24 protein-coding genes are annotated in these 26,403 nt (G+C 72.8%); 14 read left to right on the top strand and 10 right to left on the bottom strand.

Annotated elements, in window-relative coordinates:
* The first annotated feature begins 2 nt into the window (after positions 1 to 2).
* The 4 genes from ADL29_RS24260 to ADL29_RS24245 all read left to right on the top strand — a co-directional run bounded on the left by ADL29_RS24260 (position 3) and on the right by ADL29_RS24245 (position 4,373).
* Positions 3 to 1,454 carry an amino acid permease gene (locus ADL29_RS24260; RefSeq protein WP_053925786.1) on the top strand — a complete coding sequence of 484 codons (1,452 nt, stop codon included), beginning with the start codon at positions 3 to 5 and terminating at the stop codon, positions 1,452 to 1,454.
* 44 nt (positions 1,455 to 1,498) lie between these two features.
* Positions 1,499 to 2,392 (top strand): GNAT family N-acetyltransferase, encoded by an 894-nt coding sequence (locus ADL29_RS24255; RefSeq protein ID WP_053925711.1) that lies wholly within the window; start codon positions 1,499 to 1,501, stop codon positions 2,390 to 2,392.
* A 104-nt stretch (positions 2,393 to 2,496) separates the two neighbouring features.
* Positions 2,497 to 3,258: a response regulator transcription factor gene (locus ADL29_RS24250; protein WP_053925710.1), complete on the top strand. Its 762-nt coding sequence runs from the start codon at positions 2,497 to 2,499 to the stop codon at positions 3,256 to 3,258.
* A complete protein-coding gene (locus ADL29_RS24245; protein WP_053925709.1) occupies positions 3,255 to 4,373 on the top strand; it encodes a sensor histidine kinase in 1,119 nt (372 codons plus the stop codon). The genes ADL29_RS24250 and ADL29_RS24245 overlap by 4 nt, the downstream gene beginning before the upstream one ends.
* A 102-nt stretch (positions 4,374 to 4,475) precedes the next feature.
* Here ADL29_RS24245 and ADL29_RS24240 read toward each other — a convergent pair whose 3' ends face one another.
* From ADL29_RS24240 to ADL29_RS24215, 6 genes are all read right to left on the bottom strand, one after another.
* Positions 4,476 to 5,174, bottom strand: a complete 699-nt coding sequence (locus ADL29_RS24240; protein ID WP_063788527.1) for a cytochrome b/b6 domain-containing protein — start codon at positions 5,172 to 5,174, stop codon at positions 4,476 to 4,478.
* Positions 5,158 to 5,823, bottom strand: coding sequence for a molybdopterin-dependent oxidoreductase (locus ADL29_RS24235; RefSeq protein ID WP_107095070.1), 666 nt, complete (start codon positions 5,821 to 5,823; stop codon positions 5,158 to 5,160). The genes ADL29_RS24240 and ADL29_RS24235 overlap by 17 nt, the downstream gene beginning before the upstream one ends.
* A gap of 227 nt (positions 5,824 to 6,050) precedes the next feature.
* The gene (locus tag ADL29_RS24230; protein ID WP_053925708.1) at positions 6,051 to 7,973 is read right to left on the bottom strand and encodes a primary-amine oxidase; all 1,923 of its coding nucleotides are present in this window, start codon (positions 7,971 to 7,973) and stop codon (positions 6,051 to 6,053) included.
* Between the two features lie 2 nt (positions 7,974 to 7,975).
* Positions 7,976 to 9,574, bottom strand: coding sequence for an APC family permease (locus ADL29_RS24225; protein WP_107095064.1), 1,599 nt, complete (start codon positions 9,572 to 9,574; stop codon positions 7,976 to 7,978).
* Between the two features lie 48 nt (positions 9,575 to 9,622).
* Complete coding sequence (locus ADL29_RS24220; protein ID WP_053925707.1) at positions 9,623 to 10,576, bottom strand: hypothetical protein; 954 nt, start codon at positions 10,574 to 10,576, stop codon at positions 9,623 to 9,625.
* Between the two features lie 338 nt (positions 10,577 to 10,914).
* Positions 10,915 to 12,570 carry an FAD-binding dehydrogenase gene (locus tag ADL29_RS24215; protein WP_053925706.1) on the bottom strand — a complete coding sequence of 552 codons (1,656 nt, stop codon included), beginning with the start codon at positions 12,568 to 12,570 and terminating at the stop codon, positions 10,915 to 10,917.
* Positions 12,571 to 12,793: 223 nt separating this feature from the next.
* Here ADL29_RS24215 and ADL29_RS24210 point away from each other — a divergent pair, with 223 nt between their 5' ends.
* The 7 genes from ADL29_RS24210 (at position 12,794) to ADL29_RS24180 (ending at position 18,675) form a co-directional block, all read left to right on the top strand.
* Complete coding sequence (locus tag ADL29_RS24210; RefSeq protein WP_053925705.1) at positions 12,794 to 13,690, top strand: DMT family transporter; 897 nt, start codon at positions 12,794 to 12,796, stop codon at positions 13,688 to 13,690.
* Positions 13,691 to 13,917: 227 nt separating this feature from the next.
* Positions 13,918 to 14,481, top strand: a complete 564-nt coding sequence (locus ADL29_RS24205; protein WP_046928839.1) for an NUDIX hydrolase — start codon at positions 13,918 to 13,920, stop codon at positions 14,479 to 14,481.
* A gap of 9 nt (positions 14,482 to 14,490) precedes the next feature.
* Positions 14,491 to 14,901 (top strand): YidH family protein, encoded by a 411-nt coding sequence (locus ADL29_RS24200; protein WP_053925704.1) that lies wholly within the window; start codon positions 14,491 to 14,493, stop codon positions 14,899 to 14,901.
* Between the two features lie 2 nt (positions 14,902 to 14,903).
* Positions 14,904 to 15,254, top strand: a complete 351-nt coding sequence (locus tag ADL29_RS24195; RefSeq protein ID WP_046928837.1) for a DUF202 domain-containing protein — start codon at positions 14,904 to 14,906, stop codon at positions 15,252 to 15,254.
* 46 nt (positions 15,255 to 15,300) lie between these two features.
* Positions 15,301 to 16,239 carry an MBL fold metallo-hydrolase gene (locus ADL29_RS24190; RefSeq protein WP_053925703.1) on the top strand — a complete coding sequence of 313 codons (939 nt, stop codon included), beginning with the start codon at positions 15,301 to 15,303 and terminating at the stop codon, positions 16,237 to 16,239.
* A 143-nt stretch (positions 16,240 to 16,382) separates the two neighbouring features.
* On the top strand, positions 16,383 to 17,435 hold the full coding sequence (locus ADL29_RS24185; RefSeq protein WP_053925702.1) for a phosphotransferase family protein: 1,053 nt from the start codon (positions 16,383 to 16,385) through the stop codon (positions 17,433 to 17,435).
* A gap of 7 nt (positions 17,436 to 17,442) precedes the next feature.
* Positions 17,443 to 18,675 (top strand): acyl-CoA dehydrogenase family protein, encoded by a 1,233-nt coding sequence (locus ADL29_RS24180; protein ID WP_053925701.1) that lies wholly within the window; start codon positions 17,443 to 17,445, stop codon positions 18,673 to 18,675.
* A 33-nt stretch (positions 18,676 to 18,708) separates the two neighbouring features.
* Here the strand turns inward: ADL29_RS24180 and ADL29_RS24175 are convergent, their stop codons facing one another.
* The 3 genes from ADL29_RS24175 to ADL29_RS24165 are packed head-to-tail and all read right to left on the bottom strand — an operon-like array spanning position 18,709 to position 21,823.
* Entirely contained in the window at positions 18,709 to 19,323 is a 615-nt protein-coding gene (locus tag ADL29_RS24175; RefSeq protein ID WP_053925700.1) for a TetR/AcrR family transcriptional regulator, read from the bottom strand.
* Positions 19,324 to 19,349: 26 nt separating this feature from the next.
* Positions 19,350 to 21,053 carry a class I adenylate-forming enzyme family protein gene (locus ADL29_RS24170; RefSeq protein WP_053925699.1) on the bottom strand — a complete coding sequence of 568 codons (1,704 nt, stop codon included), beginning with the start codon at positions 21,051 to 21,053 and terminating at the stop codon, positions 19,350 to 19,352.
* Positions 21,050 to 21,823, bottom strand: coding sequence for an SDR family oxidoreductase (locus ADL29_RS24165; RefSeq protein ID WP_053925698.1), 774 nt, complete (start codon positions 21,821 to 21,823; stop codon positions 21,050 to 21,052). The genes ADL29_RS24170 and ADL29_RS24165 overlap by 4 nt, the downstream gene beginning before the upstream one ends.
* A gap of 220 nt (positions 21,824 to 22,043) precedes the next feature.
* On the opposite strand from ADL29_RS24165, the gene ADL29_RS24160 reads away from it, so the two are divergent.
* From ADL29_RS24160 to ADL29_RS41490, 3 genes are read left to right on the top strand one after another with little or no spacing between them, the layout of a single operon-like run.
* Positions 22,044 to 23,297: an exo-beta-N-acetylmuramidase NamZ family protein gene (locus tag ADL29_RS24160; RefSeq protein ID WP_053925697.1), complete on the top strand. Its 1,254-nt coding sequence runs from the start codon at positions 22,044 to 22,046 to the stop codon at positions 23,295 to 23,297.
* 25 nt (positions 23,298 to 23,322) lie between these two features.
* Positions 23,323 to 24,612 (top strand): sensor histidine kinase, encoded by a 1,290-nt coding sequence (locus ADL29_RS24155; protein WP_053925696.1) that lies wholly within the window; start codon positions 23,323 to 23,325, stop codon positions 24,610 to 24,612.
* Positions 24,600 to 25,259 carry a response regulator transcription factor gene (locus ADL29_RS41490; protein ID WP_078971247.1) on the top strand — a complete coding sequence of 220 codons (660 nt, stop codon included), beginning with the start codon at positions 24,600 to 24,602 and terminating at the stop codon, positions 25,257 to 25,259. The genes ADL29_RS24155 and ADL29_RS41490 overlap by 13 nt, the downstream gene beginning before the upstream one ends.
* Here ADL29_RS41490 and ADL29_RS42860 read toward each other — a convergent pair.
* The gene (locus tag ADL29_RS42860) at positions 25,177 to 26,355 is read right to left on the bottom strand and encodes a glycosyltransferase family 4 protein (RefSeq protein WP_053925782.1); all 1,179 of its coding nucleotides are present in this window, start codon (positions 26,353 to 26,355) and stop codon (positions 25,177 to 25,179) included. The genes ADL29_RS41490 and ADL29_RS42860 overlap by 83 nt on opposite strands.
* Positions 26,356 to 26,403 lie beyond the last annotated feature (48 nt).

Raw genomic sequence — 26,403 nt, 5'->3', positions numbered from 1 at the left:
CCATGGGCTATCCGCGGAAACTCACCCGCAGATTCCGCGCCTTCGACAATTTCGCCATTTCCTTCACCATCATCAACATCATTTCCGGGATCTTCTCGTCCTTCGGTTTCGGGATGAACGCAGGCGGTCCGCGGATCCTGGTCTTCGGCTGGATCGGCGTATCGGTCATGGTGCTGTTCGTCGGCGCCGCGATGGGCGAGATCGCCTCCGCCTACCCGACCAGCGGTGCGCTCTACTTCTCGGCCGGCAAGCTGGCCAAACGGCACCAGGGCGCCTGGTCCTGGTACACCGGCTGGCTGAACTTCGCCGGCCAGGTGGGCGGCACGGCAGCCACCAACTTCGCCGCCGCCACCTTCATCCAGGCATTCCTCGCCATGCAGTGGCCGTCCTACGAGCCGACGCCGCAGCAAACGGTGGGCATCACCGCGGCCATCCTCCTCGTCCAGGCACTGGCGAACACCTATACGGTGCGCCTGGTGGCGATCCTGAACCGGATTTCCGTGTGGTGGCTGCTGATCGGCCTGGTGGTGATCGTCGGCGCGCTCACCTTCGTACCCGGCCACCATCAATCGCCCGCGTTCGCCACCCACTTCGTCAACAACACCGGCTTCACCGGTGCCCTGTACGGCGGAATGCTGGGCCTGCTCGTGACCAGCTGGACATTCACCGGATTCGACGGCAGTTTCCACATGTCCGAAGAAACGGTGAAGGCAACGGTCAACGCACCCAGGGGCATCATGCGGGCCATCAGCTGCTCCGCCATCACCGGACTCGTACTGATGCTCGCCCTCGTCTATGCGATCCGTGACTATGGCCACGCCGCGCGCGCCGAGGCCCCGCCGGTACAGATTCTCATCGACGCACTCGGCCAAAGCACCGCGAAGTTCCTGCTGTTGATCGTTATCGGCGCCATGCTGTTCTGCGGTCTCGCCAACATGACCAGCAATACCCGGCAGATCTTCGCCTTCTCCCGCGACGGTGCGATGCCCGGCTCCCGTTGGTGGCATTCGGTGTCCGCGCGCACCCGTACCCCCGTCAAGGCCGTCTGGCTCGCCGCGGCCTGCCCGCTGGTGCTGGTGATCCCCGGCTGGTGGTCGCACACCGCCTTCACCGCGGTGGTGAGCGTCAATGTCGTCGGGCTGTTCCTCGCCTACGCCGTGCCGATCTTCCTGCGGCTGCGGCTCGACGACTTCCAGGCCGGACCGTGGAACCTCGGCCGCTACGGCAAGCCTGTCGCCGCGATCGCGGTCGTCTGGATCCTGGTCAGCAATGTGCTGTTCATGCTGCCCCAGGCGTACCCGATCACCCCCGCCTCGTTCAACTACGCCCCCATCGCGCTGGCCGTCGTACTGATCATCGCCGCCCTGTGGTGGTTCGCCACCGCCCGACGGCGCTTCCAGGGCCCGGTCAGCTACGGCCGCCCCGACGAGGTCGCCGCCATGGACCTCATCTAGCACCCGATTCCGCGCCCCCTGCCACCGGAAGGGACCAACCCCCTATGCCCCACACAGGCGACAACGCACCAGATCAGCAGCCCGCCCCGGCCGGCGGACTCGCCGTCACCACCGCCTCGTCGGCCGACTGGCACCAGGTGGCGCAGTGGGCCGCCGACGAGGAGTGGAACCCCGGCCGCGGGGACACCGCCTGCTTCCACCCCACCGATCCCGCCGGTTTCTTCATCGGCCGCCGCCGCGGTCGGGCCGTCTCCGCGCTGTCGGTCGTCAACTACTCGGACGCCTACGCCTTCCTCGGCTACTACCTCGTGCACCCCGCACACCGCCGGCAGGGCCTGGGCCTCGCCACCTGGCGCGCCGCGTTCCCGCACGCCGGCGCCCGGACCGTCGGCCTCGACGCCGTCCCCGCCCAGCAGTCCACCTACAAGCGCGCCGGGTTCACCCCCGCCCACGACACCATCCGTTACACCGGACGCCCCGCCCGCCCCGGCACCCCTCCGCCGCCGGACGCCGTCCCCGTCACCGGCTCCCATCTCGACGCCCTCGCCGCCTACGACCGGCACTGCTTCCCCGCCGACCGCCGCGCCTTCGTCGCCCGCTGGCTGACCGCCCCCGGCCACACCGCCCGGGTGTATCTGCGCGACGGCGCGATCGCCGGCTACGGGGTGATCCGCCCGGCCCGCACGGGCCATCGCATCGGCCCGCTCTTCGCCGACACCCCGGAGGCCGCCGAGGCGCTCTTCGACTCCCTCACCTCCTCGCTGGATCCGGCCGACGAGGTGTCCCTCGACATCCCCGAGCCCCGGCGGGCCGCCCACACCCTCGCCACGGCCCGCGGCCTGACCCCACGGTCGCACACCGTACGCATGTACACCGGTCCGGTCCCGGCGACGGAGCAGCGGCGCACCTTCGGCGTGACGAGTCTCGAACTGGGCTAGGGACCGGCGGCTCACAGTTACCGGTAACCGGCTCACGGTTACCGGAGTCTTACGGCGGCGGGGGCCTCCGCCCGGCACGCCCTCCCGTGGTGTTGGCTGGACGTATGACGTCCCCCGCGCCCCCGCCGCCCGCGCCGACCGCTCCGCACGGCCCGCCGCGGCGTGTCCTGGTCGTCGAGGACGATCCGACCGTCGCCGAGGTCGTCACCGGCTATCTCTCCCGCGCGGGATACGCCACCGAGCACGCCGCCGACGGGTTCGCCGCGCTCGACCGGGCCGCGGCCTTCCGTCCGCACCTCGTCGTCCTGGACCTGATGCTCCCGGGCATCGACGGCCTGGAGGTGTGCCGGCGGCTGCGCCGCGCGGACGGCGGGGCCGCGGTCCCGGTGGTGATGCTCACGGCGCGGGGCGAGGAGGCGGACCGTATCCTCGGGCTCGAGCTGGGCGCGGACGACTACGTCACCAAGCCGTTCAGCCCCCGGGAGCTGGTGCTGCGGATCGGCTCGGTACTGCGCCGCGCCGAGTCCGTCCCGCCGGCCGCCCACTCCCCCGTGCTGCGTGCCGGGGACCTCACCGCCGACCCCGGCGGCCGGCGCGCGGACCGCTCCGGCCGCGAACTCGCCCTGACCTCCCGCGAGTTCGACCTGCTCGTCTTCCTGATGCGGCACCCGGGGCAGGTCTTCTCCCGGGAGGAGCTGCTGCACCGGGTGTGGGGCTGGGAGTTCGGTGATCTGTCGACGGTGACGGTCCATGTGCGCCGGCTGCGCGAGAAGATCGAGGACGATCCGGCGGCGCCGGCGCTGGTGACGACGGTCTGGGGGGCCGGGTACCGCTTCGATCCGGTGGAAGGTGCGGCAGCGCCATGACGGACTTCCTGGTCATCGTCGCCTTGGCGGCGCTCGGCGCGGCCCTCGCCGGACTGCTCGCTGCGCCCGCCGTGCGGGTGCTGCGCCGGCGCTCGGTGGCGCTGTCGCTGTTCGCGGTGGCGGCGCTGGCGGTGGCCGCGATGGCGGCGGGGACGATGGCGGTCGCCCAGGCGATGTTCCTCTCGGGGCACGACCTGGGCGTGGTGATGGCCGTGGTCGGCGTCTCCGGAGTGGTGTCGCTGGCGGCCGCGCTGCTCTTCGGGCGGCGGATCGCGGCGGGCAGCCGGGAGCTGGCGCGTTCGGCCCGTACGGTCGGCAGCGAGGGTGGTTTTGTCGCGCCCGCCGAGCCGCCGACCGCCGAACTGGCCGCGCTGTCAAGGGCGTTGGAGGAGACCAGCGGACGGCTCGCCGAGGCCCGCGAACGCGAGCGGGCGCTCGATGCCTCGCGGCGCGAACTGATCGCCGGAATCTCACACGACCTGCGCACCCCGCTCGCCGGACTGCGGGCGATGGCCGAGGCACTGGAGGACGGCGTCGCCGAGGACACCGCGCGCTACCACTCCCGGATGCGGATCGAGGTGGACCGGCTGGCCGCGATGGTCGACGACCTCTTCGAACTGTCCCGTATCCAGGCCGGAGCGCTGGCGCTGACGTACTCGCGGGTGTCGGTGTACGACCTGGTGGACGATGCGCTGACGGCGGCCGGGCCGCTGGCGCGGGCGAGCGGGGTGCGGCTGGTGGACGGCGGGGTGGCGCCGCTGCCGGTCCGGGTCGACGCCCAGCAGATCACCCGCGTACTCGGAAACTTGCTGGTCAACGCGATCCGGGCGACGCCGGCCGACGGTACCGTCGCGGTCAGCACGCGGCAGGAGGAGGGCCGCGTGGTGCTCGCGGTCGAGGACGGCTGCGGCGGCATCCCGCCGGAGGACCTGGCACGCGTCTTCGACACCGGCTGGCGCGGCGGCCTCGCCCGTACCCCCCGCGCGGACGGCGAGAGCGGCGCCGGGCTGGGGCTGGCGATCGTACGCGGCATCGTGGAGGCGCACGAGGGGCGGGCCACGGTCCGTAATGCGGGGGCGGGATGCCGGTTCGAGGTGGAACTGCCGGCCGGTTAGCCGCGCTTGCTCAGCCGTACGTTGCCGGGTGCGGCGCCGTTGTTCTTGTTTCCGCTGCGCGGTGCGGTACGGCCGCGGCACCTGGCCTCCACGGCTTCGCCGCTACGGCCCGGCGCCTCCCGTGGGTGGGTGGTGGGTTTCCGGGGGCCGGTCTTGTCGGGCCTCCGCGGCCCACAGCGGATGCTCCCGGCGGGCCCACTGTGCGTCCACCGACCCCGTGCGCATGCCCCGGCGTGCCTCCGGGTCGCCGAAGGCCATCCAGACATGGCCGGCGACGGCGATGATCACGGCGAGGGCGAGCCAGTCGTGGACGAAGGTGGCGCCGGTGCGCCAGATCACGGGGGCGAGGTGGGTGAACCACATCAGGAGGCCGGTGGCCGTCATCACCAGGACGGCGCCGGCGAGCCAGGCGGCGTAGAGCTTCTGGCCGGCGTTGAACTTGCCGGAGGGGCGGCCAGTACGTCGGCGGCGGAGGGTGGAGTGGAGCCAGCGGCGGTCGTGGGGGCCGTAGCGGTTGAGGCGGGTGAGGTCGGCGCGCAGGGCGCGGGAGGCAAGGCCGAGGAGGAGGGGGACGGGCAGGAGGATGCCGGACCATTCGTGGACGGTGACCAGCAGGGCGCGGCGGCCGACGAGTTCGGCGAGGAAGGGAAGGTAGAGGCAGGCCGCGGTGAGGATGCAGAGGGTCAGGAGGGTGGCGGTGGCGCGGTGCACCTGGCGTTCGGCGCGGGTGAAGCGGGGGATGCGGGCCGGGGCGGTGTCGCCCGCGGTCGGCTCCCCGGTGCGGTCAGCTGGTCGGGGCATCGTCGCGTCCGTTCGAGCGGCCGACCCAGGCGTCGACGTCGTAGCCGCGGTTTTCCCAGAAGCCGGGTTCCACGCGGTCGGTGACGGTGATGCCGGAGAGCCATTTCGCCGATTTGTAGAAGTACATGGGGGCCACGTAGAGGCGGACCGGGCCGCCGTGGTCGTGGCCGAGGGGTTTGTCCTGCATACGGAGGGCCACCAGGACGTCGCGGCGGCGGGCCTGGGCGAGGGTGAGGGATTCGCTGTAGGCGCCGTCGAAGCAGGTGAAGCGGACGGCCTTGGCGCGGGGGCTGACGCCGGCCGCGTCGAGGAGGGTGGCGAGGCGTACCCCTTCGAAGGGGGTGCCGGGGACCCGCCAGCCGGTGACGCACTGGACGTCGTGGACGATCCGGGTCTGCGGGAGGCGCCGCAGGTCGGTCAGGCGGTAGCTGGTGGGGCGGCGGACCAGGCCGTCGACGGTGAGGCGGTAGGTGCGCTCGTTCTTGTGCGGTACGGAGCCGGTGACGGAGTAGTAGCGGAAGCCGCCGCCGGCGGGGAGCAGGCCGGAGAGGCCGGTGGGATCGTTCTGCGCGGCGGCGCCGAGGGTGCTGTCGTAGGCGCGTTGGAGGACGGGCCCGGCCGCGATGCCCGCGGCGCCGGCGGCGAGCATGCCGAGCACCAGGCGGCGGCCGACGGGCGTGCCGCGCCCGTCCACACCGCGGGGCCCGTCCACACCGCGGGGCCCGTCCACGCCGCCGGGCCCGTCCTCCCCGCCGCCCTGGTCCGCCGCGCGGGGCGGATACGCATCGTCTGTGGTCACGCTTCGATTCGAACACCGGGCGGCGGCCGGGGCCAGTGTCCCGGCCCCGGCGTCAGACTTTCGTCATCCGGCCTTCGTCATGGGCACCCTGCCGTACTGCAGTGGCCGCCGCTCTCCTCCGGCAGGTCCAGCGCGGGATTGCGGTCGAAGAAGCCGGTGGGACGGAGCGTGAAGCCGCAGCGGTCGACGGGCATCACCGGCCAGTCCTCCAGGCGCGGGAGGTGGGTGGGGCCGAAGGTGTGCCAGAGGGTGAGTTCGGTGTCGAGGAGGGATTCGCCGGGCCGCGACCACTCGAGGACGCCGGCGCCGCCGGGGTGCTGGTTGGGGTAGTCGCCGTCGGGGAAGCGGCGTTCGGGGCGGGTGCGGGTGACCCACAGATGGCGGGTGGCGTAGCCGACGCGGCGGGCGACGGAGGAGCCGGGGCGGGCGAGGAGGGTGGGGCCGGGCTGCGGGGTGAGGGTGTAGGAGACGGGGCGGCCCATGCGGTTGCGGGCGGCGGGGTTGGTGATCGCCCAGCGGCGGCCGGCGGTGGTGTCGGCCAGCCGGCCCGCCTCGGCGGAGTCGGCTATGGGGGTGGCGCGGGTGGTGAAGGCGTTGCCGTGCGGGTTGTCCGGGCCGGTGGGGAGGGGGACGACGTCGATCTCTTCCACGGTGTTGGCGTGGCCGTCGACGGCCGGGTCCAGCCGGACGCAGAACAGGTGCTGGTGGAAGGGTGCCTGGAGGCCGGGCGCGACCTCGGTGGCGTAGTCGCTGCGTGCGCCGGGCGCGGTGGCGGTGGTCTGCACCAGGCCGGTGGACTTGGCCTCGAACTCGATGGTGCCGTCCTGGTAGAGGTACCAGTAGAAGCCGTAGTCGTAGTTGCCGAGGGTCGCGATGAAGGAGATGACCAGGCGGCGGGAGCGGCGGCTGTGGGCGGCGAAGTCGTCGAACATGTTGGAGTGTTTCCACAGGAGGCCGTGGTCCTCCTCGTGGAGGCAGATCGCGTTGGGCAGCGTCTGCGGGGCGCAGTCGTCGTCGGCGACGACGGCGTCGAGGTAGCGGATCTCGCCGAGGCAGTCGCAGCCCAGGCGCAGCGCGTTGGCGTTCCGGCCGAGGGTGTACTCGCCGACGTCGAGGTAGCAGACCCAGTTGCGGGTGACGTCGGGATCGGCGTACGGGACGGCCATTTCGGCGAGTGAGGCGCGGTGGAGCACGGGGCGCAGCCGGTCGCCGTCGCGGTGCGCGAGCTGGTGCAGGACCAGTCCCTCGCGGGCGTTGAAGTCGATCCGTAACTGCCAGTTCTGCCAGGTGAGGAGGGGGCCGTCGAGGGTGAAGGAGGGGCCGTCCGGCTGGCTGATCTCCAGCGGCCTGAGGTCCGTACGGGGCGGGCCGGTGAACTCGGCCTCGTAGCGGCCGCATTCGGCGGGGACGGGGACGGGGCCGGTGTCGATGAGGCGGAGGACCCGGGCCTCGGTGAGGTCGACATCGGCGACCAGGCCCGCGACGGGGTGGGCGAAGGGGTTGTCGGTGGTGTTGCAGCGCAGGAAGGTCAGCGAGCGCAGCATGCGGCGGCCGCGCTCCTCCTCGACGGAGAAGTTGCCGGCGGCGAGCGGGGCGCAGATGACCAGTTCGGTGTCGGTGATACCGCGTTCGGCCATGGCCTTGCGCCAGCCCGGGTCGGCCTTGACGATCGCGTCGCAGCGCTCGTACTCCTCGAAGAGGATGGGCGGCTGGCCGTCGGTCTCCGGGTCCAGCGGGCGGTGGGCGAGCAGGGTGCGGGCGGTGACGTCGACCAGCGCTTCGTGGCCCTTGCCGGTGGCGGGTTCGAGGAGGGTGACGCGGAGCCGGCGGGTGACGGGGTCGCCGGGGCGGTGTGCGGTGACGGTGTGCCGGTCCGGTTCGTCGAGGAGGACGAGCGGGTAGCGGGTGGTCCCGCCCGCCTTGCCGGCCTCCTCCAGGACGGCGCGGGCGGTGGCTATCTCGTCGGCGGTCAGCGGGTCGAGGGGGTGGCGGGTCGTCATGGTCAGTTCTCCTTGGGGGAGGCGGGGGCGGGGGTCGCCGCGCCGGCCGCCTTGTCCAGTTGGAAGGCCTCGTTGCCGAGCCCGATGCGGGCGTGCACCCCGGGCCGCCGGGCGCGCAGTACGCGGCCGTGCACGAGGCCGATGACGGCGGCGATCCCGATCAGGGAGGGCAGCAGCCAGGTCAGTACGGAGCCCCGCTCGGCGGCGACCAGGACGTCGAAGTCGGTGACGCCGTAGCCGAGGACGATCAGCAGGGCGAGGGCGGCGAGCCCCGCGCAGAGCAGCCGGACGGCCTGGGCGCGGCCCGCTCCGCGGCGTACGAAGAAGGCGATGACGGCGACGGAGGCGGTGGCCATCAGCAGGATCACGCCGATCGCGCCGACGTTGCCGGCCCAGGTGAACAGCTCGAGGACGGGGGCGGTCGGGTCACCCGTGGGCTTGTCGTCGGTGGCGGCGAAGACGGTGACGACGAGCAGGGCGATGACGGTCTGGAGGAGGGAGCCGAGGGCCGGGGCGCCACTGGCCTTGGCGGTGCGGCCGAGCGGGGCGGGCAGCAGGCCCTCGCGGCCCATCGCGAAGGCGTAGCGGGCGACGACGTTGTGGAAGCTGAGCATCGACGCGAAGATCCCGGTCACGAAGAACAGGTGCAGGACGTCGGTGAAGACGGTGCCCAGGCGCGGTTCGGTGAGCGCGAAGATCAGTCCCGGGCCGTGTTCGCCGGCGGTGGCGACGACGTGGTCGGGGCCGGTGGCGACGCCGATGAGCCAGGAGCTGAGGGCGAAGAAGACCGCGACGATGCCGACGCAGAGGAACATCACGCGGGCCACGACGGTTCCCGGGCGGCTGGTCTCCTCGGCGTAGACGGGGGCCTGTTCGAAGCCGACGAAGGCGGTGACCGCGAAGCACAGGGTGGTGCCCAGTCCGGCGCCGCCGAGGGTGGCGGGGTCGAAGGCGTGCAGGGACAGGCCCTGCGGCCCCGGCTGCGCGGCGAAGGCGGTGTCGAAGACGACGATCATGGCGACCTCGATGCACAGGAGGACGCCGAGGACCTTGGCGTTGAGGTCGATCTTCAGGGCGCCGAGCACTCCGGTGACGGCGACGGCGAGCAGTCCCGGGATCCACCAGGCGACGCTCACCGAGAAGTGCCGCTCCAGCAGCCCGGAGACCTCGAAGCCGAACATGCCGTAGATACCGCACTGGAGGGTGCTGTAGGAGGCGAGCGCGACGAAGGAGGCGCCCGCGCCGACGGTGCCGCCGAGGCCGCGGGCGATGTATGCGTAGAAGGCGCCGGCGTTGTGGACGTGCCGGCTCATCTCGGCGTAGCCGACGCTGAACAGCGCCATCACCACACCCAGGATGACGAACAGCAGGGGCTGTCCCACGATGCCCATGACCTGGTACGTGGTGGCCATGACGCCGGCGACGACCATCAGGGGTGCGCTGGCGGCCAGCACGGACAGCAACAGGCCGGGAGTGCCGATCCGGTCGGCCCGCAGCGCCCGTTCCTGGCCCTTGAACGTGCTGATCCCGGGGCCGTCCGCAGGCCCGGGTCCGGCGGTGGCGGTGGCGCTGCTCGTCTTTCCCGAACTGCCGATCGGCATGGCGGGGTTGTCCTTTCCAGGGGTGTGGGGGTTCCGGTCGGGTGGGGCTCAGGTGGCGCCGAGGGCGGTGGCGCGGGCGGTCTTGAACGCCTTGACGGGGTCGCGGCCCGCGTAGGACCACGGTTCGGGGGTGACGTGGGTGCCGATGCGGTGGAAGAGCGCGGCGGCTTCGGCCATCCGCCCCTCGTGGAACTTTGCATGTGCGAGGAAGTTGAGGTCGACCTTGGAGCGGGGGTGGTCCTCGCCCTCCCACTCCAGCCACCAGTCGAAGGCGGCCTTCATGGCCTGGCGGGCGCGGCGGGTGGCCCAGTGGCCGGAGGCGGCGGGGTCGGCGGGCTCGAGGCCGTGGGCGGCCAGGACGCGGTAGCGCTCGGCGTGCGCGATGACGGGGAGGACGGCCAGCGGGGAGTCGGCGGGGGCCTGTTCGGCGGCCCAGGCGGCGAAGTCGTAGACCTGGTGCAGGGGGTCGTCGCGGTCGCCCTGCTGGAGTTCGGCGAGGCAGGCCGTCATGAGGTGGTGCGCGTGGTGGTGGTCGGGGTGGCGGGCCCGGATCTGGTCGAAGGCCTGCTCGCGTTCGTCGACGGTGCCGGTGCGGCGGGCGAGGATCAGCGCGGCGAGCCAGGGGGTCGGGTCGGCGGGCCGCATGCCGGCGGCGGTCCGGCAGGCCTCGGCGGCGTCCTGGATGCCGCCCTTGCCGGCCAGGGCGAGGTGGACGGCGGCGCAGGCCAGCAGGGTGGCGGCGTCGCCGCTGTCCGGTTCGGCGAGCTGCCAGTCGCGGGCCCAGGCGGCGCAGCCCGGTGCGGTGCCCAGGACCGTTAACCGGTGGCCGCGCAGGTCCCATTCCTCGCCGGTCTCGGCGAGCAGGGTGCGTACCTCGGTCCACCTGCCGTGGGTCAGCGCCGTTGCGGCGGCGGCGAGTTGGGCGTCGTCCAGGCCCGGGGCGAGGGCCGGGGCGTCTTTGCGGCGGGTGCGTCCCAGCGGAGGGGGCGGGGGCGGAGTCATGGACCAGGGCACTCCATGCCGCACTGCACCGATCTTCCACCTCGCTGTGTCGTCCGGGCGAGCCGCGCCGCCCGGTGAACCGTTTCGTCCCCGTGAGCCGTGTCATCCGCGCGCACCGTGCCGTCCGCCGGGAAGCGGGACGGGTCTGCGCGCGTAGCGCGTCAGCGGAATGGTCTGGTCCACTGCGCGAACTTCACGCACAGCAAACCGGTAGTCACAGCTTCGCGTCAAGGCCGGACGAGGAATGGCCGGATCCCCGTCAACTCCCCTTCCCGAAACCGGCATTGTCCGATCCCGGCCGGAAGCGGCGGCGGGCACGCCCGGGGCGCACGGACCCGTCAGGAAACCGCCCCGGCCGCCGCCCGTCCCGCCGCACGCCCCGAGAACAGACAGCCGCCGAGGAAGGTCCCCTCCAGCGACCGGTAGCCGTGGACGCCACCGCCCCCGAACCCGGCCACCTCGCCCGCCGCATACACGCCCGGCAGGGGCTCACCGCCCTCGGTCAGCACCCGCGAGGACAGATCGGTCTCCAGCCCGCCGAGCGTCTTGCGGGTCAGGATGCTCAGCCGTACGGCGATCAGCGGGCCGGCCTTGGGGTCCAGCAGGCGGTGCGGGGCGGCGGTGCGGATCAGCCGGTCGCCGAGGTATTTACGGGCCCCGCGCATCGCCGTCACCTGGAGGTCCTTGGTGAAGGAGTTGGCGATCTCGCGGTCGCGCGCGACGACCTCGTGGCGCAGCGCGGCCTCGTCGATCAGCGGGTCATCGGTGAGCTCGTTCATCCGCCGCACGAGGGACGTCAGCGACCGTTCGACGACGAAGTCCGCGCCGTGGTCCATGAACGCCTGCACCGGCCCCGGCGCCCCGGCCCGTGCCCGGCCCAGCACCTCGCGCACGCTCTTGCCGGTCAGATCGGGGTTCTGCTCCGAGCCGGAGAGCGTGAACTCCTTCTCGATGATCTTCTGCGTGAGCACGAACCAGGTGTGGTCGTACCCGGTCCGCATGATGTGCTCGAGGGTGCCCAGGGTGTCGAAGCCGGGGAACAGCGGCACCGGCAGCCGTTTGCCGCGGGCGTCCAGCCACAGCGGGGACGGGCCGGACAGGATCCGGATGCCGTGCATCGGCCAGATGGGGTTCCAGTTGTCGATGCCCTCGGTGTAGTGCCACATCCGGTCGCGGTTGATGATCCGGCCGCCGGCCGCCTCGGCGATGCCCAGCATCTTGCCGTCCACATGCGCGGGCACCCCCGACAGCATCCGCTGCGGGGGCTTGCCCAGCCGCTCGGGCCAGTTGGCACGCACCAGCTCGTGATTGCCGCCGATGCCGCCCGACGTGACGATCACGGCCTGCGCCCGCAGCTCGAAGGCGCCGGTGACCTCGCGGCTGCTGGGCCGGCCGCGCTCGGCGTCCGAGGGCGCCAGGATCTCCCCGCTGACCGTGTCCACGCTTCCCGCGCTGCGCGACAGCCCGGTGACCCGGTGACGGAACCGCAGGTCGACCAGGCCGCGGGCCGCCCCCGCCCGCACCCGGCGCTCGAACGGCGCGACGAGGCCGGGACCGGTGCCCCAGGTGATGTGGAAGCGGGGGACGGAGTTGCCGTGCCCGGTCGCGTCGTAGCCGCCGCGCTCGGCCCAGCCGACGACGGGGAAGATCCGTACGCCCTGCCGGTGCAGCCACGCCCGCTTCTCCCCCGCCGCGAAGTCCACGTACGCCTCGGCCCACTTGCGCGGCCAGTGGTCCTCGGTCCGGTCGAAGCCGGCCGTGCCCAGCCAGTCCTGCCAGGCCAGCTCGCGGCTGTCGCGGATGCGCAGCCTGCGCTGTTCGGGGGAGTCCACCAGGAAGAGGCCGCCGAAGGACCAGTGCGCCTGGCCGCCGAGGGACTGCTCGGGCTCCTGGTCCAGCAGGATCACCTTGCGCCCGGCGTCCACCAGCTCCGCGGTGGCCGCGAGTCCCGCCAGCCCCGCACCGATCACGATCACATCAGCGTCGTACGCCATCTGCGCTCTCTTCCGCTCTCCTCGCCGAAGCCCGCCGGACGCCCCGGCCGCCGTGGTGGTCACGATCCTCAGCGCGTGCTCACCATGCCGTCAACCCTTTGTTACCGGGTGGTACGGGCGGGTGCGCGCAAGAATGGTGGGTGTTGAGGGCCACCCCGGGCAGCCCGCCGGATGACTGTCCTCAGGCGCAATCCCCCGCCCCGCGCGATACGAGGTGTGCGACGTGACGGTGATTCTGCTCGCCCTAGGGGCGGCCTGCTGTCTGGGACTGGGCTTCGTCCTCCAGCAGGAGGCGGCGCAGCACGCCCCGCCCAAGGACTACCTCTCGCTGCGGCTGCTGCTGGACCTGGTGCGGATGCCGCGCTGGCTGGCCGGCATCGGGCTGTTCATCGTGGGGATGGCGCTGGGGGCGATGGCCCTGGGGATGGGTGACATCACTCTGGTGGAGCCGCTGCTGGCGACCAATCTGCTGTTCGCGATGGCGCTGGCCCGGCGGCTGAGCGGACAGCGGCTCGGGCGCAGCGGCTGGGCCGGGCTGTGGCTGCTGGCGGGCGGGGTGACGGCGTTCATCGTGGCCGGGCAGCCGCACGGCGGCACCAGCGAGGCCGGCCGCCCCGCCCAGTGGCTGATCACGGCCGTCCTGCTGGGCGCCGCGCTGGTACTGGCGGCCGTCGCCAAACACGAGCGGACGCACGTCAGCCTGGAGGCGGCGCTGCTGGGCGTCGCGGCCGGGCTTCTGTACGGGCTGCAGGACGCGCTGACCCGGATCAGCGGCGAACGCCTCGGCCAGGGCGGCTGGGCCACCGTGCTGACGAGCTGGCATCCGTACGCCATCGTCGTCCTCGGCGTGATGGCGCTGGTGATGGTGCAGAGCGCCTTCGAGACCGCGCCGCTACGGCTGTCGCTGCCCGCGCTGACCGCGGCCCAGCCGCTGGCCGGGATCGCCTGCGGGGTCGGCTTCCTCGGCGACCAGCTACGGGTCACCACCGGGGCGCTGGCCTGGGAGGCCGCCGGGATAGCGGCCGTCATCGCGGGCATCGTCCTGATCGGCAGCCATCCGGCGATGCCGCCGGGGGCAGGCAAGACGGACCCTCCCGTACGGGAGCTGCAGCCGCGATAGGCGCCCCCGCCGCCAGGTGGGGGCGCCCCACGTTGTCGGCCGTCCCGCCGTGGGAGGGATGTCGCCGTTGCGCCTGCGGCGGGCTGTTCGGCAGCGGCGCCGGGCTTACACGGCTCCGCCGCTACAGCCCGGCACCTCCCCGTTGAGGATGGGAAAACCCCGTGGGGGCTTGCGTGGGTGGTCCGGTGCCTCTTGTGGATCGATCATGGTGAACGGACACTCGACGCATGACCGATCCCGCTCAGCAGCCGCTCAACGCCGACGAGGTCCTCGACGTCGTCGATGAGAACGACGAGGTCGTGGGGCAGGCACCACGCGGCGAGACGTATGCCCGCCGGATGCGGACCCGCTGCGCCTTCGTCCTGGTCCGGGACGCCGAGGACCGGATCTTCGTGCACCGGCGGACCCCGCAGAAGCTGGTGTTCCCCGCGCACTACGACATGTTCGTGGGCGGGGTGGTCGGCACCGGCGAGAGCTACGACCAGGCGGCGCTGCGGGAGGCGGAGGAGGAGCTGGGGGTGCGGGGGCTGGCGCAGCCGGAGCCGCTGTTCAAGTTCCTGTACGAGACGGCCGAGCACACCTGGTGGTCGGCGGTCTACCAGGTGCGCTGGACGGGGCCGGTCGACCCGCAGGCGTCGGAGGTCGACTGGCACGCCTTCATGACGGAGGAGGAGCTGGCCCGGCGGCTGGAGGAGTGGCCGTGGACGCCGGACGGGCTGGCCGCGTACCGGGAGCTGCTGGCCCGCCGGGAGTCCGGATCCGTCGGCGGCAGCCACGGGACCGGCCGTTAGGGTGCGGGCATGATCCTCAGGGACGGTCTCCGGTCGGTCGGCGCTGCCGTACGGCTGTGGTGGGCGCCCGCGCGGGTCCGCGAGGAGGGCAGCACACCCGACTACCGCTTCTCGCTGGCCAATGAGCGCACGTTTCTGGCCTGGTTGCGTACCGGGCTGGCGCTGGTCGGCGGCGGCTTCGCGGTGGACCAGTTCCTGCCGCGGCTGTCCGGGACGCTGCGGCTGACCTGCACCGTCGTCCTGCTGGTGGCGGGCGCGCTGTGCGCCCTGCGGGCGGTCAACCACTGGGTCCGCTGCGAGCTCGCGATGCGCCGCGGCGAGGATCTGCCCCTCTCCCGCTTCCCGTCCGTGCTGGCCCTGGGTGTCGGGGTGCTGGCGGCCGTGCTGGTCGTCCTCGTCGTGCTGGGCCGGACCGGCTAGCGATGGGGGACGCGCAGCGGGGCGCGGGGTCCCGGCCGCCGGCACCCGGCCGGGACCCCGGGCTCCAGCCGGAACGCACCCGGCTGGCCTGGCGGCGGACGACCCTGTCCTGCACGGTCGTCGCCCTCCTGGCCGGCCGCCGGCTCCTGCGGAGCACCGCGCCGTTCGCGGTGGACGTCGCCCTGGCGGCCCTGGTGGCGCTGCTCTGGCTCACCTTCGTCGCGGTGTCCCACCGCCGGGTCCGCGCCATGGCCACCGGCCGCCCGCCGGACCTGCCCGCGTGGATCGCGCTGCTGCTGGCCGGCTGCACGGTGACGCTGGCGGTGTTCGGGGCGGCGATAGTGGTGTCGTAGTCACGGAAAAAGACAGAGAAGCTGACCGCTCGTCACAAGGGGATTCATGACCGGTTCCGCCCGTACAGCCGACGCCGCCCTCCCGGAGCCCTATCTCACCCAACTGGCTGCCGGTGTGCACGCCTTCATTCAGCCGGACGGCGGCTGGTGCCTCAACAACGCCGGGTTCGTCACCGACGGGGACGCCACCCTCGTCGTGGACACCGCCGCCACCGAGCGCCGGGCGCGCCTGCTGCGCCGCCGGATCGCCGAGAGCGGCGCGCCCACGCCCCGGACGGTGGTCAACACCCACCACCACGGCGACCACACCTACGGCAACAGCGTCTTCACCCCCGAGGCGACGGTCATCGGGCATGCCGCCTGCCGCCGCGAACTGCTGGCCGCCGGCCACCAGCTGCATGCGGTGTGGCCCGAGGTGGAGTACGGCGACATCCGCCTGACCGCGCCCACGGTCACCTTCACCGACGAGCTGACCCTCCACGTCGGCGGCATCGAGGTGCGGCTGCTGCACCCGGGCGTCGCGCACACCCCCGGCGACACCATCGTCTGGCTGCCCGCGCAGCGCATCGTCTTCACCGGGGACCTGGTCTTCCACGGCGGGACCCCGTTCGTCTTCATGGGCTCGCTGACCGGTTCGCTGCGCGCCCTGGACCTGCTGCGCTCGCTGGACGCGCAGACCGTCGTCCCCGGGCACGGGCCGGTGACCGGGCCCGAGGTGTACGACGGCATCGAGCGCTATCTGCGGTATGTCGAGGCGCTGGCGCGCAGCGGCCGGGAGGCCGGGCGGACGCCGCTGGAGGTGGCCCGGGAGGCGGATCTGGGGCCGTTCGGGGAGCTGGCCGAGAGTGAGCGGCTGGTGGCGAATCTGCATCGCGCCTACGCCGAGCTGGCGGGCGGGGAGCCGGGTGCCCCGCTGGATCCGGTGGCCGGGTTCGGTGAGATGACGGCGATGAACGGCGGGGTTCCGATGGCTTGCCACGCCTGACGGGCCGGGTGCGGGGCGGGATGCGGGGCGGACGGGGTGCGTGACGGAGGCCCCACGCTCCGGCACTGGACTCCATACCGACTAGTCGGCATGATCGGTGCAGCGATCGGTCGACCGTCCCCATCCACCATCGGAGGAGCATGATGAGCAAGGGCACCCCTGCCCCGCAGGCCGCGGGCCGGGAGGAACCCCCGGGCCTCGATCTCACCCGGCTGCGCGCGCATCTGGACCGGGAGCGGCCGGGCCTGGCCGGCGGGCCGCTGAGCGCGCAGCTGATCGAGGGCGGGCGGTCCAATCTCACCTACCGCGTCACCGACGGCGCCTCCTCCTGGGTCGTCCGGCGGCCGCCGCTCGGCCATGTGCTGGCGACCGCGCACGACATGCGGCGTGAGCACCGGGTCATCAGCGCGCTGTACGAGACGCCGGTGCCGGTGCCCGAGGCGCTGCTGCTGTGCGAGGACGAGTCGGTGATCGGGGCGCCGTTCTATGTGATGGAGCTGGTCGAGGGCACCCCGTACCGGACGGCGGACCAGCTCGCCCCGCTCGGCGCCGAGCGCACGCACGCGGTGGTGCTGTCCCTGGTCGACACGCTCGTCGATCTGCACGCCGTGGACCCGGAGGCGGTCGGGCTCGGCGACTTCGGGCGGCCGGAGGGCTTCCTGGAGCGTCAGCTGCGGCGCTGGGGAAAGCAGCTGGGGGCATCGAAGAACCGCGAGCTGCCGGGGATCGACGAGCTGCACGAGTCGCTGGGCCGGGCGCTGCCCGCCTCCCCCGCACCGGCCGTCGTCCACGGCGACTACCGGCTCGACAACGTTCTGGTGGGTGCCGACGGGGCCATCAGGGCCGTCCTGGACTGGGAGATGTCCACGCTCGGCGATCCGCTCACCGACCTCGGCCTGCTGGTGATGTACAGCCAGGACCTGGGGCTGGCCGAGTCGCCCGTCAGCACCACCAGCGGCGCCGCCGGCCACCCCTCCCCCGCCGAGCTGATCGAGCGCTATGCCGCCCGCTCCGGCCGGGACACCTCCGCGATCTCCTGGTACACCGCCTTCGCCTGGTTCAAGCTCGCGGTGATCCTCGAGGGCATCCACTACCGCTTCACGCTCGGCCAGACGGTCGGCGCGGGCTTCGACCGGATCGGCGAGCTGGTGCCGGTATTCATCGACCACGGACTCACCACCCTCAAGGAAGGCTGAGGCACCCATGGACTTCGCATTCGACGCCCGTACGGAAGAGCTGCGCGAAAAGCTCCTGACGTTCATGGACGAGCATGTCCATCCGGCCGAGCGGACCGCGGACGAGCAGCGGGCCGCGCTCGCTTCGCCGTGGGACACCCCGGCGGTCGTGGAGGAGCTGAAGGCCGAGGCCCGTCAGCAGGGGCTGTGGAATCTCTTCTTTGTCGACCAGCACAGCCTGCCGGGCGAGGAGCACGGCGCGGGGCTGACCAACCTCCAGTACGCGCCGCTGGCCGAAATCACCGGGCGCAGCCCGCAGTTGGCGCCCACCGCGCTGAACTGTGCGGCGCCGGACACCGGCAACATGGAGGTGCTGGCGCAGTTCGGCGACGAGGCGCAGAAGAAGCGGTGGCTGGAGCCGCTGCTGGCGGGCGAGATCCGGTCGGCGTTCGCGATGACGGAGCCGGAGGTCGCGTCGTCGGACGCGACGAACATCGAGACCCGGATCGAGCGGGACGGCGACGAGTACGTCATCAACGGGCGGAAGTGGTACATCTCCGGGGCGATGAACCCGCTGTGCCAGATCTTCATCGTGATGGGGAAGACGGACCCGGAGGGCTCCGACATCCGCCGGCAGCAGTCGATGGTGCTGGTGCCACGCGATACGCCGGGCCTGGTGGTGAAGCGGGCCATGCAGGTCTACGGGTACGAGGACCACTATCACGGCGGGCACGCCGAGGTCGTCTTCGACGACGTACGCGTCCCGGTCGGCAATCTGATCGGTGAGGAGGGCGGCGGCTTCGGTATCGCCCAGGCCCGGCTCGGGCCCGGCCGGATCCACCACTGCATGCGGCTGATCGGGATGGCCGAGCGCGCCATCGAGCTGATGTGCCGGCGCGCGGTGTCCCGTACGGCCTTCGGGAAGCCGCTGGCGCAGCAGGGGGTGGTCCAGGAGTGGATCGCGGACGCCCGGGTCGCGGTGGAGCAGCTGCGGCTGCTGGTGCTGAAGACCGCCTGGCTGATGGACACCGTCGGCAACAAGGGCGCGCACACCGAGATCCAGTCCATCAAGATCGCCACCCCGCGGACGGTCGTGGACATCCTCGACAAGGCGGTGCAGCTGCACGGTGCGGGCGGGGTCAGCCAGGACTTCCCGCTGGCCGAGCTGTGGGCGGCGGCGCGGACGCTGCGGCTGGCGGACGGGCCGGACGAGGTGCATCAGCGGTCGCTGGCGCGCCGTGAGCTGCGGCAGTACCGGTGAAGCAGTACCGGTGAATCCGTATCTGTAACGGCGTTACGGGCGCAGTGCCCGCAGCAGGAGGTCGGCCAGATGGTCGGCCACCTGCTGCGGGCTGAGCGGGCCGTCCTCCCGGTACCACGTGCCGAGGTGGTGGACGGACCCGAAGTGGTAGTCCACGACGAGATCGGCGGGGATGCCGGAGGTGAAGACCCCGGTCCGCTGGCCCTCCTCGATCAGCGCCCGGAAGCGCTCGTGGTAGCGCCGCCGTTCGGCCCGTACCTGCTTGTCCTTCTCGGGGCCGAGGTGGTGCATCGAGCGGAAGAAGATCTTGGTGTCGTCGAGGTTCTCGATGGTGGTGACGACGACATCGGCGGCGGCGTCCCGCAGCCGCTGCTCCACCGGAGCGTCGGCGTCCGCGAAGTGGTCCAGCCGTTCCTGCTGGAGCCGCAGCACCCGGCCGTAGACCTCGTGCAGCAGATCTTCCTTGGAGCCGAAGTAGTGGTAAAGGGCGCCCTTGGTGACCCCCGCCGCGTCCACGATCTCCTGGACGGAGGTGCGGTCGTAGCCCTGTTCCGCGAAGAGCCTGGTGGCGGTGGCCAGCAGCCGTCGGGCCACCGGCTTCGCGCTGCCGTTGCCGCCGTTGCCGCTGCCGTCCTTCGTGCCGGCCATCGCCCTCACCTGTCCTTCGTCGTACGTCATGCGCGGTGGCGCAGCTCCCGTCGGAGGATCTTGCCACTCGTGGTCTTGGGGAGCTCGGCCAGGATCACCACCGTCCGGGGATATTTGTACGCGGCCAGCCGTTCCTTGCAGAAGGCGGACAGCTCGGCGGGCTCCGCCGAGGCTCCGGGACGGAGACTGACATATGCCTTGACCGACTCGCCGCGGTAGGGGTCCGGCACCCCGACGACGGCTGCCTCGCGCACCGCCGGGTGGGTGTAGAGGACGTCCTCGACCTCCCTCGGCCACACCTTGAAGCCAGAGGCGTTGATCATGTCCTTCTTGCGGTCGACGACGTAGAGCCAGCCGTCGGTGTCCATGAAGCCGATGTCACCGGTGCGCAGTTCGCCGTCGGGGAGGGCCGCGGCGGTGGCCTCCGGGCGCCGCCAGTAGCCGGGGACGACCTGGGGGCCGCGCACCGCGATCTCGCCCGGTTCGCCGAACGGCAGGTCCGCACCGTTCTCGTCGATGATCCGGATGACGGTGTCGGGGCCGGGGACGCCGACGGCGAGCGCGCCGGAGACCTTGTCGACGGGGGCCTCGCGGCCGGGCGGGACGCTGGCGCAGGGGGCGGTGCACTCGGTCAGTCCGTAGCCGTTGTGGAGGTACGGGCCGAAGTCGGCACGGAACGTCTCCACCAGGGCGGGCGGCAGCGGCGCCCCGCCGGAGTACATGGCGACGAAGGACGCGAAGTGGTCGCGGCTCGCGTCCGGGTGGGCCATCAGCGCCATATAGGCGGTGGCCGGGCCGACCGTGTAGGCGGGCCGGTGCTCCAGGAAGGCGTCCAGGACGACGCCTGCTTCGAAGCGGTAGGCGAGCGCGAGGGTGCCGGCGTTGACGAGGGCGGCGGCCAGCTCGCTGACCAGGCCGGTGATGTGGAAGAGCGGGGCGAGCGCGAAGTAGGTGGCGCCCTCGGGCAGGCCCAGGCCGGTGCGCTGGCGTTCGGCGATGTAGGTGATGTTGCCGTGGGTGTTGGTGGCGCCCTTGGGGGTGCCGCTGGTGCCCGAGGTGTAGCTGATCAGCGCGACGTCGTCGGCGGTGAGCTCCGGGTCGGGCGGCACCGCCCGGATCCGGCCCGCCGTCCGCGCGACGGCCAGCAGGTCGTCGGCGCCCTCGCGCGGGCCGGAGCGGGTCCCCCCTGCACCGGAGCCTGTCGAAGGTGCTTGGGGGAGCTGACCGCGCAGCACCCGCTCGTCGTCGCGCGTCTGGAGTCCCGCCTCCTGGGCGGTGAGCGCGATCCGTACGGACGGCGTCCCGGCGGCGAGGGCGCGGAGAAAGGCGTCCCAGGTGCGGTCGGCGCAGATGACGGCCGTGACCTCGGCGTCGTCCAGGATGTGCCGCATCTCGCCGGATTTGTACATGGGGTTGACGGGCACCACCACTCCGCCCGCCTTCCAGACGCCGAGCACCGCGAGCACGAAGTGCGGGGTGTTCTGCAGCATCACCGCGGCCCGGTCGCCGCGGGCGAAGCCGCGGGCGGCGAGGTGGGCGGCGATGCCGTCGGAGAGCGCGTCGGTCTCGGCGTAGGACAGCCGCCCGTCGAAGTAGGCGAGCGCGGTGCGGCCGGGCGCGCTGCGGACCGCCGCCCGGAAGGCGTGCAGCACCGAGGGCGGCGGCTGGACGGGGGCGCGCTGGGCCTCGTTGAGCTGTGCCAGCCACGGCTTGTCCCGGTAGGAGGTCACTGCACGTCCCCCTCGCGCTCTTCGAGCTTTTGCTGGAGATGGTTCATGCTCGCCAGCCAGCGGTCGGGGTCGGTGGCCCGCCCGATGTAGTAGTCGCCGGCCTCGGGGTGCGGCAGGACCAGGAAGCGGCCCTTGTCCATCGCCGTGAAGAGTGCGTCGGCCACCTCCTCGGGGGCGATGGCGGTGGGCGCGAGGACGAGGTCCCCGGCGGCTCCGCTGCCAGTGAGCATGTCGGTGCGTACGCCCTGGGGGCAGATGGCGTGCACATCGATGCCGCGGTGACGGTACGTCAGCGACAGCCACTCGGCGAAGGCGTACGCGCCGTGCTTGGTCACGCTGTACGGCGCGGCGCCGACCATGCTGAGCAGCCCCGCGGCGGACACGGTGGAGACGAACCGGCCTTCGCCCCGGGCCAGCCACTCGGGCACCAGCTCGCGCGCGGCCCGGACATGCGCCATCACATTGACGTCCCAGGCCAGCTCCCAGGCGTCCTCGGGCGCCTCGGGCCCGCCGCCGGTGCCGACCCCAGCGTTGGCGCAGAAGATGTCGATGGCGCCGCCGAGCGCCTCGCGGGCGGCCCGGACGACGGCGGAGGCGTCGCCGGGGACCGCGATGCCCCCGGTCTCCTCGGCCGTCCGCTGCGCCTTGGCCTCGTCCAGGTCGTTGACCACGACCCGGGCGCCCTCGGCGGCGAACCGGCGGGCGAGCGCGGCGCCGATCCCCCCGCCCGCTCCGGTCACGACAACGGCCTTGTCCCGTACGGCTGCCACGGTGCGTCTCCCTCGGTCGCGCTGACTCGGCTCTCCCCCGCGGACGGGGTGCCTCCGCACGCAGACTAACCAGTCGGTATGTAGCAACGGAAGAGCCTGTTTCCGTCACGGCGGAATGCGTTCCGTTACGGCTCGGCGCGTTCCGTAACGCCTCCGGGAGCGTTAGCGTGCCCACGTCACAACCAACCATCGGCTCCATCCCGATCACGGAGGTGTGCGCATGGCTCTGTCGAGACGTGTTCTGGTGGGCGGACTGGCGGCGACCGGAGCGGCCACCGCCGCGGGCCCGGCCCGCGCGGCCTCCCCCGGCGGCCGCCGGGTACGCACCGGCTTCGACCGCCTCTCCGCCGACGGCTACCGCCTCCTGGACGGCCGGCGGGTCGGCATCGTCACCAACCCCACCGGGGTCACCCAGGACGTCCGGCACATCGTGGACGTGATGCACGCCGACCCACGGGTCCGCCTGACCGCCGTCTTCGGCCCCGAGCACGGCTTCCGGGGCACCGCCCAGGCGGGCGGCTCGGAGGGGCGTGACGACGATCCCGCCACCGGGCTGCCGGTCTACGACACGTACAACAAGAGCGGCCGGGAACTCGCCGGTGTCTTCACCGACTCCGGCGTGGACACGATCGTCTTCGACATCCAGGACGTCGGCGCCCGCTTCTACACCTACATCTGGACGCTCTACGACTGCATGGTCGCGGCCGTGCTCGCCGGCAAGCGGTTCGTCGTCCTCGACCGGCCCAATCCGGTCACCGGCCGGGCCGCGACCGGGCCCGTACTGGACAAGAAGTACGCCTCCTTCGTGGGCCGCGAGCCGATCTCGCAGGCGCACGGGATGACGGTGACGGAGCTGGCGCTGCTGTTCAACGGCGAGTTCGTGCCGCAGGCCGCCGGGCGGCCGGCGGAGCTGGAGACCGTACGGATGACGGGCTGGCGGCGCGACGACTTCTTCGACGCGACGGGGCTGCCGTGGGTGCCGCCGAGCCCCAACATGCCCACCGCCGACACCGCCCTCGTCTACGCGGGCACCTGCCTCTTCGAAGGCACCAACCTCTCCGAAGGACGCGGCACCACCCGGCCCTTCGAGCTTCTCGGCGCCGACGGCATCGACGCCCGGTGGGCCGCGGCCGCGAACCGACTGGACCTGCCCGGCGTGCACTTCCGCGAGGCCTACTTCACCCCCACCTTCTCCAAGTTCCAGGGGAAGACGATCGGCGGCGTCCAGCTGCATGTCCACGACCGGGACGCCTTCGACCCCGTACGGACCGGCATCGGCCTGCTGGTGACGGCCAGGCGGGTCTGGGGCGGCTTCGCCTGGCGGCCGGACCACGGCATCGACCGGCTGACCGGATCGTCGGCGGTACGCACGATGATCGACGCGGGTGCCGGGACCGACGAGGTGGCGGCCTCCTGGCAGGACGGGCTGCGGGGCTTCCGTAGGATGCGGCGGAGGTATCTGCAGTACACGTAGGCGGTTCGGGGGCGGGGGACGGGTGGTGGATCAGCGGGCCGTCGCCGTATGGCAGGCGCTGAGGCACCGCCCCGCGCGCTATCTCGTCTCGGGGTGGCCCTGGCGGTGCTGGGCCTATCTGCTGAGCGGCACGGTGCTCGGCTACGCTGCGCTGATCGCCCTGGTGCTCCTGGTGCTGGCCGGTATCGCGCTCTCGGCCGTCGGCGTGGGGCTGGTGATCCTTGCGGCCACTCCCCTGTTCGGCAGCGCCGTCGGTGCCCTGGAACGGCGTCGTCTGCGGCTGATCGAGCCGGTGCGGCCGGCCGGCCCGCACGGTTCCGTCACCGGACGGGGACCGGTGGTCTCCCGGCTGGGGAACCGCCTGCGGGAGCGGGCCACTTGGCGCGAACTCGGCTACACCGTGCTGTTCGGGACCGTCTTCACCCTCGCCGGTGCCGGCGTCATGGCCGTGGTGTCCGTCAGCGCACTGCTGACCGTCTCCCCCGTGGTCGCCTGGGCCCTGGCCCCCGAGACGGTGATGATCATTCCCGGGCAGCCGGTCACCGGCCCCCTGGACGCCCTGCCCGGCCCGGCCGCGGGAATCCCCGGACTCGTCCTGGGCGCCTACGCGGCCGGTCTGCTGGCCGGACTCCAGGCCAGAACCGTTCAGTTCCTGCTGGCGCCGCGGGACGACGAACCGAGCGAACGGGTCATCGAACTCACCCGCTCCCGCGCCCGGCTGGCCGATGCCTTCGAGGCCGAACGCCGCCGCATCGAACGCGATCTGCACGACGGCGCGCAGCAGCAGCTGGTCGCCCTCAACATGACCCTGGGCCTGGCCGAGACGGAGCTGCGCGCGGCCGGCTCCCCCACCACGGAGCTGGTCTCCCGCGCCCGCGGCGAGGTGCGGGCCGCCCTGACCCAGCTGCGCGACCTCGTCCGCGGTATCCACCCCCAGGTGCTGACGGACCATGGTCTGGCCGATGCCGTCGCGGAGGTGGCGCTGCGCCATCCGGTCCCGGTCACCGTGGACATCGCGCTGCCGCACCGGCTGCCCGAAGCGGTGGAGACCGTCGCCTACTTCACCGTGACCGAGGCGCTGGCCAACGCCGCCAAGCACAGCGGCGCCGGCGCGGTCACGGTCGTCGGCCGGCTCCGGCACGGCGCGCTGCGCCTGCTGATCACCGACAACGGGAAGGGCGGCGCGGACCCCGCCGCGGGCACCGGCCTGCAGGGACTGGCCGATCGGATGGCGATTCTGGGAGGCAGGCTCGTGGTGTCCAGTCCGGTGGGCGGTCCCACCCAGCTGCGCGCGGAGGTGCCGTGCTCCGCATAGTCCTGGCCGAGGACTCCGTACTGCTGCGGGCCGGGCTCGTCGAGCTGCTGACCCGCAGCGGCCACACGGTGACCGCCGCGGTCGGCGATGCCGGGGAGCTGGCGCGCGCGGTGGACGCCGACCTCCCCGACGTCGTGATCACCGACGTGCGGATGCCGCCCGACCACCGCGACGAGGGCCTCCGGGCGGCGCTCGCCCTGCGGGCCCGGCACGTCCGGCTGCCGGTGCTGGTGCTGTCCCAGTACGTGGCCACCGCCTACGCCACCCAGCTGCTCGGCGGCGGGGCCGGGACCGGCGGCCTGGGCTATCTGCTCAAGGACCGGGTCGGCGAGGTGGCCGAATTCCTTGACGCGCTGCGGCGGGTGGCGGACGGCCGGACCGTGATCGACCCCGAGGTGGTCCGCGTCCTGCTGGCCCAGCAGACCGAGGACCGGCCGCTGAGCCGTCTGACGCCCCGTGAACGCGAGGTCCTGGCACTGATGGCGGAGGGACTCAACAACCAGGCCATCGCGCAGCGGCTGACCGTCACGGAGGCGTCCGTGGTCAAGCACTCCGGGAACATCTTCATGAAGCTCGACCTCGATCCGACGGAGGGAAACCGGCGGGTCCTTGCCGTCCTGGCCCATCTGCGGAGCCGGCCGGGCTGAGCCGGCGGCCCGACTCCGTGGTGAGCAGCCGCTCCAGGTGGCGGGCGGAGGCCTCCCAGGTCCACCGCTCGGCCACCCAGTGCCGGCCGGCCTCCCCCATCGCGGCCGCCCGCTCCGGCGACCGCAGCATCCGGACCAGCGCCTCCGCGACCTGCGCGACCCGGCGCCCGTCGGTCACCAGCCCCGTCTCCCCGTCGCGTACGGCATCGGGTGCGCCGCCGGAGTTCCCGGCGATCACCGGCAGTCCGCACGCCGCCGCTTCCAGGTAGACGATGCCCAGGCCCTCCGCCTCGAGGCCGCCCTTCCGCGTACGGCACGGCATGGCGAAGACATCGGCGGCGGCGTAGTACTGCGCGGTCCGCGCGTGGTCCATGCCGCCGGCGAAGACCACGGACCCCGGGGCGTGCCGGCGGGCGAGCCGGCGCAGCCGCCGTTCGTCCGGCCCCTGTCCCACCAGCACCAACACCGCGTCGGGTACGGCCTGTCGGACCAGCGGCAGCGCGCGGATGAGGGTGTCCTGGCCCTTTCGGGGGACCAGCCGCGAGACGCAGAGGATGGTCTTGCCCCCGTTGCGGGCGGCCGCTCCGGGCCGGAACGCGCCGGGATCGACCCCCGGCACCAGCCGGCTGAGCGTCGCGTGCGGGCCCAGGGCCGGGGCGATGCGTTCGCGGGTGTAGCGGCCCAGACAGGTCACGACGTCCACGCTGTCGCCGATGCGCCGCAGGACGCTCCGCGCCCCCGGGATGCGCGCCCACCAGATCTCGTGGCCGTGCGTGGTGGCCACCATCCGCCGTATCCCGCTGCGCCGCAGTGCGGGCGCCATGAAGGCGAGCGGGGCCGCGGCCCCGAACCAGACCCGGTCGCAGCCGTGCGCGCGGGCGATGCCGATCGCCTCCCGGGTGACGCGGCGGGTCGGCAGCAGCATGCGACGGGGGTCGCGGACCACGGGGAACGGCAGGGTGGCGTCGTATGCGGCGGCGCCCGGTTCGCTCGAGGTGTAGACGACGACGCGGTCGGCCGGGAGGCGGGTGGCCATGGCGTGCACAAAGGTCTCGATGCCGCCTTGGCGGGGCGGGAAGTCGTTGGTGATGACCAGGGTCCTGCCCGTGGCACCCCCGGTGGGTCCGGCCGGGCGGGCGGGCCG

Source organism: Streptomyces chattanoogensis, from assembly GCF_001294335.1.
GTDB lineage: Bacteria > Actinomycetota > Actinomycetes > Streptomycetales > Streptomycetaceae > Streptomyces > Streptomyces chattanoogensis.
Note: the sequence above shows the minus strand (reverse complement) of the source record. Positions and strands in the feature narration are given on the sequence as shown.

What these genes read in the sequence shown, in the direction of transcription:
- ADL29_RS24260 (WP_053925786.1), top strand. Translation starts at nt 3, where the DNA reads ATGGGCTATCCGCGGAAACTCACCCGCAGATTCCGCGCCTTCGACAAT.
- ADL29_RS24255 (WP_053925711.1), top strand. Translation starts at nt 1,499, where the DNA reads ATGCCCCACACAGGCGACAACGCACCAGATCAGCAGCCCGCCCCGGCC.
- ADL29_RS24250 (WP_053925710.1), top strand. Translation starts at nt 2,497, where the DNA reads ATGACGTCCCCCGCGCCCCCGCCGCCCGCGCCGACCGCTCCGCACGGC.
- ADL29_RS24245 (WP_053925709.1), top strand. Translation starts at nt 3,255, where the DNA reads ATGACGGACTTCCTGGTCATCGTCGCCTTGGCGGCGCTCGGCGCGGCC.
- ADL29_RS24240 (WP_063788527.1), bottom strand. Translation starts at nt 5,174, where the DNA reads ATGCCCCGACCAGCTGACCGCACCGGGGAGCCGACCGCGGGCGACACC.
- ADL29_RS24235 (WP_107095070.1), bottom strand. Translation starts at nt 5,823, where the DNA reads ATGCTCGCCGCCGGCGCCGCGGGCATCGCGGCCGGGCCCGTCCTCCAA.
- ADL29_RS24230 (WP_053925708.1), bottom strand. Translation starts at nt 7,973, where the DNA reads ATGACGACCCGCCACCCCCTCGACCCGCTGACCGCCGACGAGATAGCC.
- ADL29_RS24225 (WP_107095064.1), bottom strand. Translation starts at nt 9,574, where the DNA reads ATGCCGATCGGCAGTTCGGGAAAGACGAGCAGCGCCACCGCCACCGCC.
- ADL29_RS24220 (WP_053925707.1), bottom strand. Translation starts at nt 10,576, where the DNA reads ATGACTCCGCCCCCGCCCCCTCCGCTGGGACGCACCCGCCGCAAAGAC.
- ADL29_RS24215 (WP_053925706.1), bottom strand. Translation starts at nt 12,570, where the DNA reads ATGGCGTACGACGCTGATGTGATCGTGATCGGTGCGGGGCTGGCGGGA.
- ADL29_RS24205 (WP_046928839.1), top strand. Translation starts at nt 13,918, where the DNA reads ATGACCGATCCCGCTCAGCAGCCGCTCAACGCCGACGAGGTCCTCGAC.
- ADL29_RS24200 (WP_053925704.1), top strand. Translation starts at nt 14,491, where the DNA reads ATGATCCTCAGGGACGGTCTCCGGTCGGTCGGCGCTGCCGTACGGCTG.
- ADL29_RS24195 (WP_046928837.1), top strand. Translation starts at nt 14,904, where the DNA reads ATGGGGGACGCGCAGCGGGGCGCGGGGTCCCGGCCGCCGGCACCCGGC.
- ADL29_RS24190 (WP_053925703.1), top strand. Translation starts at nt 15,301, where the DNA reads ATGACCGGTTCCGCCCGTACAGCCGACGCCGCCCTCCCGGAGCCCTAT.
- ADL29_RS24185 (WP_053925702.1), top strand. Translation starts at nt 16,383, where the DNA reads ATGAGCAAGGGCACCCCTGCCCCGCAGGCCGCGGGCCGGGAGGAACCC.
- ADL29_RS24180 (WP_053925701.1), top strand. Translation starts at nt 17,443, where the DNA reads ATGGACTTCGCATTCGACGCCCGTACGGAAGAGCTGCGCGAAAAGCTC.
- ADL29_RS24175 (WP_053925700.1), bottom strand. Translation starts at nt 19,323, where the DNA reads ATGGCCGGCACGAAGGACGGCAGCGGCAACGGCGGCAACGGCAGCGCG.
- ADL29_RS24160 (WP_053925697.1), top strand. Translation starts at nt 22,044, where the DNA reads ATGGCTCTGTCGAGACGTGTTCTGGTGGGCGGACTGGCGGCGACCGGA.